16 protein-coding genes are annotated in these 17,672 nt (G+C 71.0%); 5 read left to right on the top strand and 11 right to left on the bottom strand.

Translation table 11 applies throughout. The features are described 5' to 3' along the window. Positions 1-54 precede the first annotated feature (54 nt). Entirely contained in the window at positions 55-462 is a 408-nt protein-coding gene (locus tag DVK44_RS05615) for a hypothetical protein (RefSeq protein WP_228447006.1), read from the bottom strand. Between the two features lie 96 nt (positions 463-558). Beyond that, positions 559-1,512 (bottom strand): heme o synthase, encoded by a 954-nt coding sequence (locus DVK44_RS05620; RefSeq protein WP_162793671.1) that lies wholly within the window; start codon positions 1,510-1,512, stop codon positions 559-561. Positions 1,513-1,829: 317 nt separating this feature from the next. Here DVK44_RS05620 and tkt point away from each other — a divergent pair, with 317 nt between their 5' ends. From tkt to pgl, 5 genes are read left to right on the top strand one after another with little or no spacing between them, the layout of a single operon-like run. Then, positions 1,830-3,905: a transketolase gene (gene tkt, locus DVK44_RS05625; protein WP_114658621.1), complete on the top strand. Its 2,076-nt coding sequence runs from the start codon at positions 1,830-1,832 to the stop codon at positions 3,903-3,905. Between the two features lie 34 nt (positions 3,906-3,939). Then, a complete protein-coding gene (gene tal, locus DVK44_RS05630) occupies positions 3,940-5,058 on the top strand; it encodes a transaldolase (protein WP_114658622.1) in 1,119 nt (372 codons plus the stop codon). A 4-nt stretch (positions 5,059-5,062) separates the two neighbouring features. Beyond that, positions 5,063-6,595 carry a glucose-6-phosphate dehydrogenase gene (gene zwf, locus DVK44_RS05635; RefSeq protein WP_114658623.1) on the top strand — a complete coding sequence of 511 codons (1,533 nt, stop codon included), beginning with the start codon at positions 5,063-5,065 and terminating at the stop codon, positions 6,593-6,595. Continuing rightward, complete coding sequence (opcA, locus tag DVK44_RS05640) at positions 6,592-7,638, top strand: glucose-6-phosphate dehydrogenase assembly protein OpcA (protein ID WP_114658624.1); 1,047 nt, start codon at positions 6,592-6,594, stop codon at positions 7,636-7,638. The genes zwf and opcA overlap by 4 nt, the downstream gene beginning before the upstream one ends. Continuing rightward, positions 7,635-8,417 (top strand): 6-phosphogluconolactonase, encoded by a 783-nt coding sequence (gene pgl / locus DVK44_RS05645; protein ID WP_114658625.1) that lies wholly within the window; start codon positions 7,635-7,637, stop codon positions 8,415-8,417. The genes opcA and pgl overlap by 4 nt, the downstream gene beginning before the upstream one ends. 72 nt (positions 8,418-8,489) lie before the next feature. Here pgl and DVK44_RS05650 read toward each other — a convergent pair whose 3' ends face one another. From DVK44_RS05650 to DVK44_RS05690, 9 genes are all read right to left on the bottom strand, one after another. After that, entirely contained in the window at positions 8,490-9,332 is an 843-nt protein-coding gene (locus DVK44_RS05650) for a poly-gamma-glutamate hydrolase family protein (protein ID WP_114658626.1), read from the bottom strand. Next, entirely contained in the window at positions 9,329-10,999 is a 1,671-nt protein-coding gene (locus tag DVK44_RS05655; protein WP_114658627.1) for a PH domain-containing protein, read from the bottom strand. Before DVK44_RS05655 ends, DVK44_RS05650 begins: the two co-directional genes overlap by 4 nt. Continuing rightward, positions 10,996-11,436, bottom strand: a complete 441-nt coding sequence (locus DVK44_RS05660) for a PH domain-containing protein (protein ID WP_228447571.1) — start codon at positions 11,434-11,436, stop codon at positions 10,996-10,998. The genes DVK44_RS05655 and DVK44_RS05660 overlap by 4 nt, the downstream gene beginning before the upstream one ends. A 165-nt stretch (positions 11,437-11,601) precedes the next feature. Then, the gene (pgi, locus tag DVK44_RS05665; RefSeq protein ID WP_114658628.1) at positions 11,602-13,254 is read right to left on the bottom strand and encodes a glucose-6-phosphate isomerase; all 1,653 of its coding nucleotides are present in this window, start codon (positions 13,252-13,254) and stop codon (positions 11,602-11,604) included. A gap of 57 nt (positions 13,255-13,311) precedes the next feature. Then, positions 13,312-14,523 carry an MFS transporter gene (locus DVK44_RS05670; protein ID WP_114658629.1) on the bottom strand — a complete coding sequence of 404 codons (1,212 nt, stop codon included), beginning with the start codon at positions 14,521-14,523 and terminating at the stop codon, positions 13,312-13,314. A 144-nt stretch (positions 14,524-14,667) separates the two neighbouring features. Further along, a complete protein-coding gene (locus DVK44_RS05675) occupies positions 14,668-15,003 on the bottom strand; it encodes an RNA polymerase-binding protein RbpA (RefSeq protein ID WP_114622478.1) in 336 nt (111 codons plus the stop codon). A gap of 174 nt (positions 15,004-15,177) precedes the next feature. Then, positions 15,178-15,408 carry a preprotein translocase subunit SecG gene (gene secG, locus DVK44_RS05680; protein ID WP_181957609.1) on the bottom strand — a complete coding sequence of 77 codons (231 nt, stop codon included), beginning with the start codon at positions 15,406-15,408 and terminating at the stop codon, positions 15,178-15,180. 133 nt (positions 15,409-15,541) lie between these two features. Next, positions 15,542-16,336: a triose-phosphate isomerase gene (gene tpiA, locus DVK44_RS05685; RefSeq protein ID WP_114658631.1), complete on the bottom strand. Its 795-nt coding sequence runs from the start codon at positions 16,334-16,336 to the stop codon at positions 15,542-15,544. Between the two features lie 7 nt (positions 16,337-16,343). Next, a complete protein-coding gene (locus DVK44_RS05690; protein WP_114658632.1) occupies positions 16,344-17,555 on the bottom strand; it encodes a phosphoglycerate kinase in 1,212 nt (403 codons plus the stop codon). Between the last annotated feature and the right edge of the window lie 117 nt (positions 17,556-17,672).

The following is a 17,672-nucleotide window of genomic DNA, read 5'->3' on the forward strand; positions in this document are numbered from 1 at the left end:
CCTTCTCCTGAGTCCTAACGGGGTGAACACCGGTCGGGTGGCGGTGCCGGCGCCTCAGGCGCTCTGGCGGCCACCGATCTGGAGTCCGGCCATCCGGTTCCACTCGTACGGTCCGGTGCGCACCTTGGCGGCGAACTCACCGTCGAAGGACTCGTGGAGCGTAAGGCCCGCCAGCTCGGCCGCGCCACGCGCGATGTCGTGGGTGGGGGCGACGAGATCGCCCCACGCGCCGTCCTCGCCGACGAGCACGATACGGGTGCCGGCCTGCCCGAGGTGAGCGAGCTGCCCCTCGGCGCCGCCGTGCGCGCGGGCGAAGACGCCGATCCGCTTGGCGATCCTCGCCGTCCGGCGCCGGTCGCGGGCCTCGCGCCGGGCGCGGGCCCGGTCCTCGCCGTCCCGGGGACGGCCGCCGTCGCCCTCGGAGTCGTTCCGGTCCTCGTCCACCTGCTGGGTCTCTGCCATGACAGGGATGCTACCGACGGGTAGTCCGACATGGCGACGGGCGGGGTACGTGGTGTCAGCCACGCGCCCCGCCCGTCGTCGGGAGGTCGACCCGGTCTACCGCAGGAAGGGGTCCACGGCCACGGCCACGAAGAGCAGCGACACATAGGTGATGGACCAGTGGAACAGGCGCATCTCCTTGAGCTTGGCGCCCTCCAGGCCGGCCTTCGCGCGGGCCTGGAGACCGTGCGCCTCCCACAGCCAGGCGCCGCCGGCCAGCAGCGCCACGGCCGTGTAGAACCAGCCCGTGTACCCCAGCGGGGTGAGCAGCAGCGAGACCGCGACCATCACCCAGCTGTAGAGGACGATCTGCTTGGCCACCGCGCGGTTTCCGGCGACAACAGGGAGCATCGGCACGCCCACGCGCGCGTAGTCGTCCTTCACCTTCATGGAGAGCGGCCAGTAGTGCGGCGGCGTCCAGAAGAACATCACCAGGAAGAGGATGACGGCGGCCCAGGACATCGAGTCGGTGACGGACGACCAGCCGATCAGTACGGGCATGCAGCCCGCGATCCCGCCCCAGACGATGTTCTGCGAGGTGCGCCGCTTGAGGATCATCGTGTAGACGACGACATAGAAGAGCAGCGCGCCGAGCGCGAGCCAGGCGGAGAACCAGTTGACCAGGTAGCCGAGCCAGAGGGTCGAGCCCACGGCGAGCGTGATGCCGAAGACCAGCGCCTCGCGCGGCGAGACCATTCCGGTCACCAGCGGACGCTGGGACGTACGGTCCATCAGGGCGTCGATGTCACGGTCGATGTACATGTTCAGCGCGTTGGCGCCGCCGGCGGAGAGATAGCCGCCGATACAGGTGGTGAGCACCAGCCACAGATCCGGCACACCCTGCTCGGCCAGGAACATCACCGGCACGGTGGTGATGAGCAGTAGTTCGATGATCCGCGGCTTGGTCAGTGCCACGAACGCTTTGACGCGGGCCCCGAACGGCCGATGGCCACCCGAGCTCGGAGTCAGGACGACCCCTGCGGGTCGGGACTCGACGGCCGTCACGCACACCCCTGACAGAGAAATTCCAGCAAGCCACCGGCGTTAAGTCCCGGTAAAGACCTGCGCGTACCACGCCACTGTAGACGTTGCCCCCATGCCGATCGCCGCCGGGGTCGGGTCGCCGGGACTCGTGTTGAACGCCGTCCCGACACGGCCCGTACACCCTGCCGAGAGCCTGCCGAGAGGCGAAGTCCCCGCACGCGCCGCACCCTGGAAACGCACTCGGAAAGATGTCACACGCTGCGGGTAGGCTCGACAACGAACAGCGAACCGGTGCGCCCTCAGACACCGGAATTCGAACATGTGGAGAGGAGCCCTGACTCAGGGTGAGCACCAAGCCGACCACAACAGACCTCGAGTGGACCGATGTGGACCGCCGGGCCGTTGACACCGCCCGCGTCCTGGCCATGGACTCCGTACAGAAGGTCGGCAACGGCCATCCGGGTACGGCCATGAGCCTGGCTCCCGCCGCGTATCTGCTCTTCCAGAAGCTCATGCGGCACGACCCGGCCGACGCCCAGTGGACCGGCCGTGACCGGTTCGTCCTCTCGGCGGGCCACTCGTCGCTGACGCTCTACACCCAGCTCTACCTGGCCGGATACGGCCTGGAGCTGAGCGACCTGGAGTCCTTCCGCACCTGGGGTTCGAAGACCCCGGGCCACCCGGAGTACGGACACACGGTCGGCGTCGAGACCACGACCGGCCCGCTCGGCCAGGGCGTCGCCAACGCGGTGGGCATGGCGATGGCCGCCCGCTACGAGCGCGGCCTGTACGACCCGGACGCCGCGCCCGGCACATCGCCGTTCGACCACACCATCTATGTGATCGCCGGTGACGGCTGCCTCCAGGAGGGCATCTCCGCGGAGGCGTCCTCGCTGGCCGGCCACCAGAAGCTCGGCAATCTCGTCGTGCTCTGGGACGACAACCACATCTCCATCGAGGGCGACACGGAGACCGCGGTCTCCGAGGACACCCTCAAGCGGTACGAGGCGTACGGATGGCACGTCCAGCGCGTCGCGCAGTCGCCCGACGGCGACCTCGACCCGGCGGGACTCTACGAGGCGCTGGTGGCGGCCAAGGCCGTGACCGACCGCCCCTCGTTCATCGCGGCCCGCTCGATCATCGCGTGGCCCGCCCCGCACGCGCAGAACACCGAAGCGGCACACGGCTCGGCGCTCGGCGCCGAAGAGGTCGCCGCCACGAAGAAGGTGCTCGGCTTCGATCCCGAGAAGTCCTTCGAGGTCTCCGACGAGGTCATCACGCACACCCGTGAGGCCCTCGACCGCGGCCGTGAGGCGCGCGGCGAGTGGGAGAAGACGTTCGCCGCCTGGCGCACCGCCAACCCGGAGCGCGCGGCGACGTTCGACCGGGTCCGCGCGGGTGAACTGCCCGCCGGCTGGGAGGACAAGCTCCCGGCGTTCGAGACCGGCAAGGCCGTCGCGACGCGTGCCGCGTCCGGCAAGGTCCTCCAGGCGCTCGGCGAGATCATCCCGGAGCTGTGGGGCGGCTCGGCCGACCTGGCCGGCTCGAACAACACCACCATCGACAAGACGTCGTCGTTCCTCCCTGCGGGCAACCCCCTGCCGGAGGCCGACCCGTACGGCCGCACGGTGCACTACGGCATCCGCGAGCACGCCATGGGCTCGACGATGAACGGCATCTCGCTGCACGGCAACACCCGTATCTACGGCGGCACCTTCCTGGTGTTCTCGGACTACATGCGCCCGGCCGTCCGGCTGGCCGCGCTGATGCAGCTCCCGGTCACCTACGTGTGGACGCACGACTCGATCGGTCTCGGCGAGGACGGCCCGACCCACCAGCCGGTCGAGCACCTGGCCGCGCTGCGCGCCATCCCGGGCCTCAACATCGTCCGCCCGGCCGACGCCAACGAGACGGCGATCGCCTGGCGCGAGATCCTCAAGCGCCACGACAAGGGCGCCCCGCACGGTCTGGCGCTCACCCGCCAGGGCGTGCCGACGTACGAGGCCAACGACGAGGCCGCCAAGGGCGGTTACGTGCTGTTCGAGGCCGAGGGCGGCGCGCCGCAGGTCGTGCTGATCGGCACCGGCTCCGAGGTGCAGCTGGCCGTGGAGGCGCGTGAGCAGCTCCAGGCCGCGGGGGTGCCGACGCGGGTCGTGTCGATGCCGTCGGTCGAGTGGTTCGACGAGCAGGACCAGGCGTACAAGGACAGTGTGCTGCCGCCGTCCGTGAAGGCGCGGGTGGCGGTCGAGGCGGGCATCGGGCTGACCTGGCACCGCTTCGTGGGCGACGCCGGCCGCATCGTGTCGCTGGAGCACTTCGGTGCCTCGGCCGACGCGAAGGTCCTCTTCCGTGAGTTCGGCTTCACGGCCGACGCGGTCGCCACCGCCGCCCGGGAATCACTCGCCGCCGCCGCGCGCTGACGCTTATATACGACCAGTAGGAGATGCAAACCTCATGACAGACGCACTCAAGCGCCTCTCCGACGAAGGCGTCGCGATCTGGCTCGACGACCTGTCGCGCAAGCGGATCACGTCCGGCAATCTCGCCGAGCTGATCGACCAGTCGCACGTGGTGGGTGTCACCACCAACCCGTCGATCTTCCAGAAGGCGATCTCCGGCGGCGACGGGTACGAGGCCCAGCTCACCGACCTCGCCACCCGCAAGGTCACCGTCGAGGAAGCCGTCCGCATGATCACGACGGCGGACGTCCGCGACGCCGCGGACATCCTGCGCCCGGTCTTCGACGCGACGCAGGGCCAGGACGGCCGGGTCTCCATCGAGGTCGACCCACGTCTCGCCCACAACACCGCGGCGACCATCGCCGAGGCGCGCCAGCTCGCCTGGCTGGTGGACCGTCCCAACACCCTCATCAAGATCCCGGCCACCAAGGCCGGGCTGCCCGCGATCACCGAGACGATCGCCCGGGGCATCAGCGTCAACGTCACGCTGATCTTCTCCCTGGAGCGCTACCGCGAGGTCATGGCCGCCTACATCGCCGGCCTGGAGAAGGCGCAGGCCGCCGGTCTCGACCTCTCGACGATCCACTCGGTCGCGTCCTTCTTCGTCTCCCGTGTGGACACCGAGATCGACAAGCGGCTCGACGGGCTGGACAGCGCCGAGGCCAAGGCCCTCAAGGGCAAGGCCGCCCTCGCCAACGCCCGCCTCGCCTACGAGGCGTACGAAGAGGTCTTCGGCGGCGACAGCTGGGCCGTGCTGGACCGCGCGCAGGCCAACAAGCAGCGTCCGCTGTGGGCCTCGACCGGCGTCAAGGACCCCGCGTACAAGGACACCCTGTACGTGGACGACCTCGTCGCCCCCAACACGGTCAACACCATGCCCGAGGCCACCCTCGAAGCCACCGGTGACCACGGACAGATCACCGGCGACACCGTCCGGGGTACGTACGACCAGGCGCGCGCGGAGCTGGAAGCCGTCGCCAAGCTCGGCATCTCCTACGACGACGTCGTACAGCTGCTTGAGGACGAGGGCGTCGAGAAGTTCGAAGCTGCCTGGATTGACCTGCTCAAGTCGACCGAGGCGGAGCTGAAGCGCCTCGCCCCTTCGGAGGGCTGATCCCTTGACCTCAACCCACGGAGTGAACCCGCTCCGTGACGCCGCGGACCGACGGCTCCCGCGTATCGCGGGGCCGTCGGGCCTGGTCATCTTTGGCGTCACGGGCGATTTGTCCCGCAAAAAGCTGATGCCTGCCGTCTATGACCTCGCCAACCGTGGTCTGCTGCCGCCGGGCTTCTCCCTGATCGGCTTCGCGCGCCGCGAATGGCAGCACGAGGACTTCGCACAGGAGGTCCACGACGCGGTCAAGGAGCACGCGCGCACGCCGTTCCGCGAGGAGGTCTGGCAGCAGCTGGTCCAGGGGATGCGCTTCGTCCAGGGCGTCTTCGACGACGACGAGGCGTTCGAGAACCTGAAGGCGACCATCGCGGAGCTGGACAAGGTGCAGGGGACGGGCGGCAACTTCGCCTTCTACCTCTCCGTACCGCCGAAGTTCTTCCCGCAGGTCGTCCAGCAGCTCAAGAAGCACGGGCTGGCGGACCAGAAGGAGGGCTCCTGGCGGCGTGCCGTCATCGAGAAGCCCTTCGGGCACGACCTGGAGTCGGCGATCGAGCTGAACAAGGTCGTCCACGAGGTCTTCCCGTCCAACGAGGTCTTCCGGATCGACCACTACCTCGGCAAGGAGACCGTCCAGAACATTCTGGCGCTCCGCTTCGCCAACACCCTCTTCGAGCCGATCTGGAACCGGTCCTATGTCGACCATGTCCAGATCACCATGGCCGAGGACATCGGGATCGGCGGCCGGGCCGGCTACTACGACGGCATCGGCGCCGCCCGTGACGTCATCCAGAACCATCTGCTCCAGCTGCTCGCGCTGACCGCGATGGAGGAGCCCGCCTCCTTCGACGCGGACGCGCTGGCCGCCGAGAAGACCAAGGTGCTCGGCGCGGTGAAGCTGCCGCAGGACCTCGGCGCGGACACGGTGCGCGGACAGTACGCCGAGGGGTGGCAGGGCGGCGAGCAGGCCGTCGGCTACCTCCAGGAGGACGGGATCGACCCCCGGTCGAAGACCGACACGTACGCCGCCGTGAAGCTGGGGATCGACAACCGCCGCTGGGCGGGTGTGCCCTTCTATCTCCGGACCGGCAAGCGGCTCGGCCGCCGGGTCACCGAGATCGCGGTCGTCTTCCAGCGCGCCCCGCACTCGCCCTTCGACCACACGGCCACGGAGGAGCTGGGGCAGAACGCCCTGGTCATCCGGGTCCAGCCGGACGAGGGCGTGACCATGCGGTTCGGTTCGAAGGTGCCCGGCACCTCGATGGAGGTCCGGGACGTCTCGATGGACTTCGCCTACGGCGAGTCCTTCACGGAGTCGAGCCCCGAGGCGTACGAGCGGCTCATCCTCGATGTGCTGCTCGGCGACTCGAACCTCTTCCCGCGCGTGGAGGAGGTCGAGCTGTCCTGGAAGATCCTCGACCCGATCGAGCGGTACTGGGACACGCACGGCAAGCCCGCGCAGTACGAGTCCGGGACCTGGGGTCCGGTCGAGGCGGACGAAATGCTCGCACGAGACGGACGGAGCTGGCGTCGGCCATGAAGATCGACCTTACGGACACCACGTCCAGCAAGATCAACAAGGCCCTGGTGCAGGGGCGCCGCGCGATCGGCACCCCCGCCGTCGGGATGGTCCTCACCCTGGTTCTCGTCACCGACGAGGAGAACGCGTACGACGCCCTCAAGGCGGCCAACGACGCGTCCCGCGAGCACCCCTCGCGCAAGCTGGTCGTCGTCAAGCGGGTCTCCCGCTCGGCGCGCGACCGCGCCGTGGCCCGCCTCGACGCCGAGGTACGGGTCGGGGCGGACGCGGGCACGGGCGAGACGGTCATCCTGCGGCTGTACGGCGATGTGATGGACCACGCGCAGTCGGTGGTCCTGCCGCTGCTGCTGCCGGACGCGCCGGTCGTCGTGTGGTGGCCGGTCGACGCGCCGGTCAACCCGACGAAGGACTCGCTGGGCAAGCTGGCGCAGCGGCGGGTGACCGACACCTACGCCTCCGAGAACCCGGTGGAGGAGCTGACGGCGCGCGCCGACGCGTACACCCCGGGCGACACGGACCTGTCGTGGACCCGGATCACCCCGTGGCGCTCGATGGTCGCCGCCGCCCTGGACCAGGTGGACTGCGAGGTCACCTCGGTCGAGGTCGAGGGCGAGGAGCACAACCCGAGCTGTGAGCTGCTGGCCATGTGGCTGGCGAACCGGCTGCACGTCCCCGTGCGGCGCACGGTCTCGGGCGGCCCCGGGCTGACGGCCGTACGGATGGAGACGACCTGCGGGCCGATCAGTCTGGACCGGGCGGACGGCGCGCTGGCGACGCTGTCCATCCAGGGCCAGCCGGACCGCGCGGTCGCCCTGAAGCGGCGCGACACGGCCGAGCTGATCGCGGAGGAGCTGCGCCGGCTGGACCCGGACGACACCTACGCGTCGGCGCTGCGCTTCGGCGTGCACCGGCTGGGCGACCCGGGGAAGCCGGCGCTGCCGCCGCTGCCGACCCGGGAGGCGGGCTCCTCTGAGCACACCCCGGGCCCGGGCGCGACGGCCACTCCGGCGAGCATGCCGGTGAAGAAGGCGGCCACCAAGTGAACACCCCCCAGCTCGTCGTCCACCGCGACAAGGAGCTGATGGCCCAGGCCGCGGCGGCCCGGCTGATCACGAAGATCGTGGACGCCCAGGCCGCCCGCGGCACCGCCTCGGTGGTGCTGACGGGCGGCCGCAACGGCAACGGGCTGCTGGCGGCGCTGTCGGTGGCGCCCGCCCGGGACGCGGTGGACTGGTCCCGGCTGGATCTGTGGTGGGGGGACGAGCGCTTCCTGCCCGAGGGCGATCCGGAGCGCAACATCACCCAGGCGCGGGCGGCGCTGCTCGACTCGGTGCCGCTGGACCCCGCGCGGGTCCACGCGATGCCGGCGTCGGACGGCGCGTACGGCAGCGATGTGGACGCGGCGGCCGCCGCGTACGCCACGGAGCTGGCCGCCGCGTCCCGGCCCGAGGACCACGGTCCGGTGCCGACGTTCGACGTGCTGATGCTGGGTGTCGGGCCCGACACCCATGTCGCGTCGCTCTTCCCGGAGCTGCCCGCGGTCCGGGAGACGGAGCGCACGGTCGTCGCCGTGCATGGCGCGCCCAAGCCGCCGCCGGTCCGTATCTCGCTGACGCTGCCCGCGATCCGGGCGGCTCAGGAGGTGTGGCTGCTGGCCGCGGGCGAGGACAAGGCGAAGGCGGCGGAGATCGCGCTGTCCGGCGCGGGCGAGATCCAGGCCCCGGCGGCGGGGGCGTACGGCCGTGGCCGCACCCTGTGGCTGCTGGACGCGGCGGCGGCCTCGGCCCTGCCGCGCGGCCTCTATCCGCCCTCCTCGGCCTGACCGTACGATCGTACGACCGCATCGGCCCGCCCCCCGTTTCCCGGGGGGCGGGCCGATGCTTTTGCGGTGCGCTCAGAGAATGGCCTGGTCCGGCCGGGCCTCCAGGCGCGCGATCGCCGTGCGGGCGGCGGCCACGAACCGGTCGAAGACCTCGGTGGTGGAACCGGGCCGCCCGGCGCGGGTGTTGACGCCGAACATCGCCTGGCGCAGCTCGGTGGTGATCTCCAGCTGGCCGCCCTTGCCGAGGACCGTGCGGTTGGCGATGTTCAGGGGCTGGACCCCGGCCAGCGCGGGCACGGTCGAGCCGTCGACGGTCCGGAATCCGGCGCTGCCGAACGCCGCGCGCAGATAGTCCTTGAAGGCGGTGTGCAGACCGCCCACGACCACGGCCTCGGGCCGGGTACCGGCGACGCCGGCCTGGGCGGCCGTACAGCCGTGCAGGCTCAGTACGTTGAGGCTGCCGCCCGCCATCGAGAGGGCCACCCGATCGTCGCAGTTCACCGAGGTGACGTGCAGTTCGCCGTTGTTGCTCGACCGCAGGCCCTCGAACATCCAGTAGTCGTGGACCGGACCGCCCGCCGGACTGCGTTCGAAGGTGGCCGGGTGGTAGCCCGCGACGGCAAGGCACAGCTCCGAGGTGCCGGTCTCGATACCGCCGCCGTGCGGGGCCATGACGGTGGTGCGGGGGAACGGGTAGGCGGTGCTGATGCTGTTGTCGGACTGCTCGTGGCGTTTGTAGCGCCGGCCGAAGTCCGTTCCCTCCCGGCCCGCGAGCCGGGTGTAGAGGTCGGTGTTGGAGGTGTACAGGTCGTCGGCCGCGTGGGCGGGCGCGGCGCCCGCGCCGATCAGCACCGGGCCGCTCACGGCGGCGGTGGCGAGGGCGGTGAGGACCGTACGGCGGCTGGTGGAGGTCATGCGGTCGTCGTCTCCCTGCTCGGTGGGGTGCCCGGTGGGGTGGTGCCCGGTACAGCGCTGTGCTCGCGGACGAGGAAGGGCTCCAGCAGCCCCGGTACGGCCTCGGCCGCGAAGGCCAGTCCCTCGCCCGTCGCCGCGTCGTGGACGTGGTAGGCGCCCTCGCCCGCCGCGGTGGTCGCGGTGAGCGTCAGCAGTCCGGCGCGGCGCTGGAAGTACGACTGGGAGACCGTCCAGCCGATGACACCGCCGCGCTGGAGGGCGACCGTCGTACGGCGCAGGGTGCCGGAGCGCGCGACCAGATAGCCGCCGCCGATGCCGTGGCCCAGATTGCGGTACGCGTCGAGGGCGAGCGCGACGGCGAGCGCCGGCAGCACCACGGCGCAGACCAGCGCCGCGTACAGCAGCACGTCGGTGAAGAGCGCGCCGAGGACGGCGAGGACCACGACGGGGGCCAGCGCGGCGGCCAGCGCCCAGCGCAGCCGGCGGCCCCGGGCGGCGCGGGGGTGCGCGGTGAGGAGCGCCGCCCGCGTCGGGGACTGCGGCTCGCGCAGGACCCGCGCGGCCACGGACTCGGCGAGCGCGCGCGGGGCGGCGGGGAGCAGGGACTTCTGGTCGGCGTGCTCGTCCTCCTCGCCGCCCTGGGAGAGGCCGGTGGCGACGGCGTCGAGCCGGGCCGCGCCCGCGAGCCGTATCCCGAGCGGCTCGACCAGCTCCACACCGCGCAGCCGCCGCTCCTCGATGGAGACGGAGCGGGAGGTGAGCAGCCCGCGCCGGACCCGCAGGGTGCCGCCCGGCTCCCGCTCCAGCCGGTAGTTCCACCACATCTCGGTCCAGAGCCCGAGCGCGCCGATCACACCGGCGAGCGCGGCACCGGCCACGACGGTCGCGACGATCCAGCCGAACGGGGTGTCGTGGAAGCGGTCGTCGAGCCAGTGGAACACCTGCTTCTGCGCGCCGAACCAGTCGCTGATCTGGAACACGGCCCCGATGGCGGCTCCACCGAGCACCGGGGCGACGAACGACATCGGCGCGTACCGCGCCCAGGCCAGGTCGAGCGCCGCCAGTACGCCCTCGCGGTGCGCTCCCGGCGCCTCGGCGGGGGCGCGGCCGAGGAGTTCCGTACGGAGGCGCTCGCCCTCGGCCCTGGTGACGGGGTCGAGTTCCAGCGTGGCTTCCGCGCCGGCGTGCTCGCCCGTACCGATCCGGACCGTGACCAGGCCGAGGAGCCTCGGGAGGAGGCTGGCGGTCAGATCGACGCTGCGGATCCGCTCGCGGGCCAGCGAGCGCCGTTCGAGCACGAACAGGCCCGTGTGCAGTTCGGCCCGCTCGGGGCCGATGCGGTAGCGGGTACGGCGCCACCGGACATACTCCCCGGCCGTCGTGGCGAGGAGCAGGAGCACGGCACCGGCCAGCAGCCAGGCGAGCGCCTGGCGCGCCGGCATTCTCGCGGCCAGGGCAAGAAAGGCGGGCACCCCGCCGCCGACGACGACGCCCGCCATGACGAGGGCGTGCACCAGCAGAGCACGCGGCGCGAGCTGCCGCCACTCCTCCCCGGCAGCCCCGACAGCCCCAGCGAGCCCGGCGGTCCCGGCGGTCCCGGCGGTCCCGGCGGTGCCCGCCGGTTCGGCCGGTCCGTCGGTCCCCGCGTACTCCAGGGGCCCGCTCATGTGGCATCCCCCGGGGTGGCCTGGGTGATCACCGTCAGCCGCTCGGCCAGCTCCGCCGCCAGCTCGTGGTCGAGCCCGCGGATCTCCACGGCGCCCGCCGCCGAGGCGGTGGTGACGATCACCGTGGAGAGTCTGAAGAGCTGCTCCAGCGGACCGCGCACGGTGTCCACCGTCTGGATCCGGGACATCGGCGCGATCCGCCACACCTGCCGGAAGAAGCCGGTACGGACATAGACGGCCGCGTCCGTCACCTCCCAGCGGTGCACCCGGAACCACCACAGCGGTATCAGCAGCGTGCACAGCAGCCCCAGCACCGCCAGTACGGCGGCGCCGGCCAGCAGCCAGGTCCGCGCCGGGTCGATGAACGCCCCCAGCACGGCGAGGACGGCGACCGGCGCCACCGTGAGCAGCGCCCACTGCGTACGCCACCAGCCGATGGCGCGCGCGTCGAGCGTGTTGGCCGGCGGCCGGAGCCGGACCGTCCCCGCGCCCGGCCCCGGCCCGCGCCCCGGCCCCGTGCCCGTACCGGCGCCCCCGCCCGGCCCCGCGCCCGTCCCCGTCACGGTCTCCCCCGTCACCCTCTCCCCCTCCCGGTCATCGGCTCAGCGACCGCGCAGCGAGCGGTACGCGGCGACGAGCGCCGCGGTCGAGCCGTCCAGCTCCTCGCCCTTGTCCTCCCCGGTGAGCACGGGCTCGATCTTCTTGGCGAGGACCTTGCCCAGCTCGACGCCCCACTGGTCGAAGGAGTCGATGTTCCAGACGGCGCCCTGGACGAACACCTTGTGCTCGTACAGCGCGATCAGCTGGCCCAGGACCGACGGGGTGAGGTCCCCAGCGAGGATCGTGGTCGTCGGGTGGTTGCCGCGGAAGGTCTTGTGCGCCACCAGCTCCTCGGGCACCCCTTCCGCCCGTACCTCCTCGGGCGTCTTGCCGAAGGCCAGCGCCTGCGTCTGCGCGAAGAAGTTGGCCATCAGCAGGTCGTGCTGCGCGACCAGTCCGGGCAGCAGGTCGGCGGCCGGCCGGGCGAAGCCGATGAAGTCGGCCGGGATGACCTTCGTGCCCTGGTGGATCAGCTGGTAGTACGCGTGCTGGCCGTTCGTGCCGGGCGTGCCCCAGACGACCGGTCCGGTCTGCCACTCCACCGGGACGCCGTCCCGGTCGACCGACTTGCCGTTGGACTCCATGTCCAGCTGCTGGAGATACGCGGTGAACTTCGACAGGTAGTGGCTGTACGGCAGGACGGCGTGCGCCTGCGCGTCGAAGAACGCCCCGTACCAGACGCCGAGCAGACCCAGCAGCAGCGGCGCGTTCTCCTCCGGGGGCGCGGTACGGAAGTGCTCGTCGACGAGGTGGAAGCCGTCGAGCATCTCGCGGAACCGGTCGGGCCCGATCGCGATCATCAGGGAGAGCCCGATGGCCGAGTCGAACGAGTAACGCCCGCCGACCCAGTCCCAGAACTCGAACATGTTCGCCGTGTCGATACCGAAGTCGGCGACCTTCCCGGCGTTGGTGGAGAGCGCCACGAAGTGCTTGGCGACGGCGCTCTGGTCGGCGCGCAGGCCCGTCAGCAGCCAGTCCCGCGCGGAGGTGGCGTTCGTGATGGTCTCGATGGTGGTGAAGGTCTTGGACGCGATGATGAACAGCGTCTCGGCCGGGTCCAGGTCCCGCACGGCCTCGTGCAGGTCGGCGCCGTCCACGTTGGAGACGAAGCGGACCGTCAGCTCGCGGTCGGTGAAGGAGCGCAGCGCCTCGTAGGCCATCGCGGGCCCGAGGTCCGAGCCGCCGATACCGACGTTGACGATGTTCTTGATGGGGCGGCCGGTGTGCCCGGTCCACTCGCCGGACCTGATCCGGCCGGCGAAGGAGCCCATCTTGTCCAGTACGGCGTGCACCGCCGGTACGACGTTCTCGCCGTCCACCTCGATGACGGCGTCACGGGGCGCGCGCAGCGCGGTGTGCAGCACCGCCCGGTCCTCCGTGGTGTTGATCTTCTCGCCGCGGAACATGGCGTCGCGCAGCTCCGCGACCCCGGTGGCCGCGGCCAGCTCACGCAGCAGCGCCAGTGTCTCGTCCGTCACCAGGTGCTTGGAGTAGTCCAGGTGGAGATCGCCCACTTGGAGGGTGTAGCCGGTGCCGCGCGCCGGATCGGCGTCGAACAGCTCCCGCAGGCTCACCTCTCCGAGCTGGTCCCGGTGCTTGCCCAGCGCGCTCCACTCGGGCGTCCGGTTGAGCCTGGTGCGTCCCTCTGCGTTCATTCGGACATCAGCCCATTCATTGTCGTGCGTGTACGCGAACCCCGCTGTCCTCCCAACTTAATTGATCAGGGGGCTGAGCGATGCGATAGCCAGTACGAAGAACCCGGCGGTCAGGAGAGCCGGGGCGTTGAGTCCCCAGCCGGCCGCCGCGGCGCCGCCCAGCAGCGCGCCGAGCGGTGCTCCGGCCAGCGCGAGGGTGCGGAAGGCCGAGCTGATCCGGCCCAGCATCTCCCGGGGGCTGCGCTCCTGTGTCAGGGTCGCCTGCTGCACGTTCCACACCATGCCCATGGCGCCGAGGACCGCCAGGCAGCAGACCGCCACCCCGATCCGGCGCACCGATCCGAGGACGGCCAGAGAGCAGATCTGGACCGTGCCGGCGAGGAGCATCGCGCGCACCCGGCCGGTCCACTCGGCGAGCCGCTTCGCCAGCAGCCCGCCCACCACGCTGCCCACCCCGAAGGCGGTGAGCGTCAGGGCGTATCCGCTGTTCCCCGCGTCCAGCCAGCCCGTGACATGCAGCACCAGGGTCGCGATCAGCGCGCTCATCCCTATGTTGCACAGCGTCGTCGCCAGACACAGCCCGCGCAGCGTCCGGTCGCCCGCCAGGAAGCGCAGCCCTTCGGCGATCTCGCCGCGCAGGGTGGAGCCGGCCTTGCGCGGAGGCCGCTCCGGGGCCCCGGCCCGCAGCGAGAGGATCAGCAGCGCCGCCAGACCGTAGGTGACCGCGTTGACCGCGTGGGGCGCGGCCACGTCCACCAGGAGCAGCAGGGGCACCAGCGGGGCCGCGAGAAGGCTGCCCGCTATCTGCTGACCGGTCATCAGGCGGGCGTTGGCACTGCCGAGTTCGCGCCGCTCGACCAGTGACGGCAGCAGGGCCGTCGCCGCGTTGTCGAACAGTGTCTGAAGTGTCGTCAGGAAGAAAGCGAGCAGGAGCAGGAGCGCGATCGACGCCTGGCCGAAGCCCACGGCGAGCGCGAAGGCCCCCATCAGCGCGCCCCGGACCAGATCGACGCCCCACATCGCCCGCCGCTGGTCCACCCGGTCGGCGACCGCTCCGCCGAGCAGTCCGAACAGCAGCCACGGCAGATAGCCGCAGGCGGTCACGGAGGCGATCAGCAGGGGATCGTCCGTGAGCGAGGCAGCCAGCAGGGGCAGGGCCGCGGTCCGCAGCGCGTCTCCGAAGCGCGAGACGATCGCGGCCGACCAGAGCCGGCCGAACCCTCCGCGCCATGGCGGCGCCGCCGCTTCCACGGCATCGACAGCCGTCACCGTTCCCCCTTCGATCGACTGCTTCAGACCGTAAGGGGTGGCACTGACAACGGCGCTCGGGCACCGACAGCCCACAGAACGGGACAATGCCGGGCAAAAATGGTTCGGCCGGACACCTGTCTCGTGTCCGGCCGGAAAAAGTGGCTAGAACTCGCCACGCAGCTTGGCGAGGGCCTCGGCGAGGATCGCTTCGCCGTCCGCGTCGCTGCGCCGCTCCCGCACATACGCGAGATGCGTCTTGTACGGCTCGGTGCGCGGCGGGTCCGGCGGATTGTCCCGGTCCTGACCGGCCGGGAAGCCACAGCGCGGGCAGTCCCACGTCTCCGGAACCTGCGCGTCGCTGGCGAAGCTCGGCACCGTCTCATGCCCGTTCGAGCACCAGAAGGAAATGCGCAGGCGGGGCGCGGACTCGCCGCGCTCGGCCTCACCCATCGGCCCCGCGCCGACCCGGCTTCCCCGGATCGCGTTGCCACTTGCCACGGTCGTAACTCCCTGCGTGATGGTGCCGCAATGCGTCGGTAGGCAGCTCCGCTGCCGGGCTGACCACAGTCTACGTAAGGCCCAACGCGCGTCCAGTAAAGGGAGTTACTCCCTCAGCCGCCGGGCGCGGAACCTCATGATAGGCCGCGCCCGGGTGCCGTACCGTACGTATGCTCAGCTGTCCAGCTTCAGCAGCAGGCCAAGCACGACAATGCACGCGAACCACAGCAGACCGACAACAACGGTGATGCGGTCGAGGTTACGCTCGGCGACCGAGGAACCCCCGACGGACGACTGCATTCCGCCACCGAACATGTCGGAGAGGCCGCCGCCCTTCCCCTTGTGCATCAGCACCAGCAGCATCATCAGCAGGCTGAAGATGATGAGGGCGATCGAGAACCCCATGACCACGGCTGGACCAACTTCCTCGGACGGGCAGAACCGGCAGGACCGACCTGCCGGACAACGGATGGCGGGGGCCGAGGGGCAGTGCCTCCCGGCCCCCGCCAGGGTACGACGGATCCTTGCTACCGCATACTCACTGGTCGCGGAACCTGACGATCTTGACGAACTCGTCGGTGTCGAGCGCGGCACCGCCCACCAGCGCCCCGTCCACGTCCGGCTGCGCCATGATCGCGGCGACATTCCCGGACTTGACGGAGCCGCCGTACTGGATGCGGACCTTGTCGGCCAGCTCCTGCGAGTACAGCTCGGCGAGCCGCCCGCGGATGGCCGCGCAGACCTCCTGGGCGTCCTCGGGGGTGGCGACCTCGCCGGTGCCGATGGCCCACACCGGCTCGTACGCGATCACGACGGTCTCGGCCTGCTCGGCCGGGATGTCCTTCAGCCCGCCGTCGAGCTGGGCCAGGGTGTAGGAGACCTGGTCACCGGCCTTGCGGATGTCCAGACCCTCGCCGACGCAGAGGATCGGGGTCAGCCCGTGCTTGAACGCGGCCTTCACCTTGGCGTTGCAGATCTCGTCCGACTCGGCGTGGTACTGCCGCCGCTCGGAGTGCCCGACGGCCACGTACGCGCATTTCAGCTTGGCGAGCATCGGGCCGGAGATCTCCCCGGTGTACGCGCCGGAGTCGTGCGCCGAGATGTCCTGGGCGCCGTACTTGATCTTGAGTTTGTCGCCGTCGACCAGCGTCTGGACGGACCGCAGATCGGTGAAGGGCGCCAGGACGGCGACCTCCACGGCGTCGTAGTCCTTGTCGGTCAGCGCGAAGGCCAGCTTCTGGGTGTGCGCGATGGCCTCAAGGTGGTTGAGGTTCATCTTCCAGTTGCCCGCCATCAGCGGGATACGGCCGGTCGTTCCGTTCGAAGTGCTCATGAGCTGTTCAGTCCTCCAGTGCGGCGAGGCCGGGAAGCGTCTTGCCCTCGAGGTATTCGAGGCTGGCGCCGCCACCGGTCGAGATATGGCCGAATGCCTTCTCGTCGAAGCCCAGGATGCGGACGGCGGCGGCGGAGTCGCCACCGCCGACCACGGAGAAGCCCGGGGAGTCGACGAGGGCCTGGGCGACGGCCCGGGTGCCCTCGGCGTAGTCGGGGTGCTCGAAGACGCCCATCGGACCGTTCCAGAAGACGGTGGCCGCGTCGGCGAGCTTCGAGGCGTAGAGCCGGCCGGTCTCCGGGCCGATGTCCAGGCCCATCCGGCCGGCCGGGATGGCGTCGGCCGCCACCGTCTCGGGGTGGGTCGGCGCCTTGGCCTTCAGGTCGGGGAAGCCGTCCGCGACCACGACGTCGACGGGGAGCACGAACTCCACGCCGCGCTCCTTCGCCCGCTCCAGGTACTCGCGGACGGCGGGGATCTGGTCCTCCTGGACGAGCGAGGAGCCGATCTCGTGGCCCTGGGCCTTGAGGAAGGTGAAGACCATGCCGCCGCCGACCAGGATCCGGTCGGCGCGCTCCAGCAGGTGGTCGATGACCGCGAGCTTGTCGGAGACCTTGGCGCCGCCGAGGACGACCGCGTACGGCCGCTTCACCTCGTCGGTGAGCTTCTTGAGCACACCGACCTCGGTGGCGATCAGATATCCGGCGGCGTGCGGCAGCCGGGCCGGCAGGTCGAACACCGAGGCGTGCTTGCGGTGTACGGCGCCGAAGCCGTCGCCCACGTACACATCGGCCAGCGCGGCCAGTTGGCCGGCGAAGGCGCCGCGCTCGGCGTCGTCCTTCGCGGTCTCGCCCGCGTTGAAGCGGAGGTTCTCGATGACGGCGACCTGTCCGTCAGTGAGCGCCGCGACGGTGGCGGTGGCGGACTCGCCGACCGTGTCGGTCGCGAACGCCACGTCGGCGCCGAGGAGTTCACCGAGGCGCGCGGCGGCGGGCGCGAGGGAGAAGGCGGGGTCCGGGGCGCCCTTGGGGCGGCCCAGGTGCGAGGCGACGATCACACGGGCGCCGGCCTCGGCGAGCCGGGCGATCGTCGGCCGGACGGCGCGGATCCGGCCGTCGTCGGTGATGGTGGTGCCGTCCAGCGGCACATTGAGGTCGGCGCGGACGAATACGCGCTTGCCGGCGACCCCTTCTGCGAGAAGTTCGTCGATCGTCTTCATCTGCTGCTGCACTCCTTGGAATGTCTGGACAGGCCAACAGGGCTCGAACAGCGCCGCGTGTGCGCCGACCGAGCCCTGTCGCTCATATCGAGATGCCTGTCGGCCCTGAATTCAGAG

The organism is Streptomyces paludis (assembly GCF_003344965.1).
GTDB lineage: Bacteria > Actinomycetota > Actinomycetes > Streptomycetales > Streptomycetaceae > Streptomyces > Streptomyces paludis.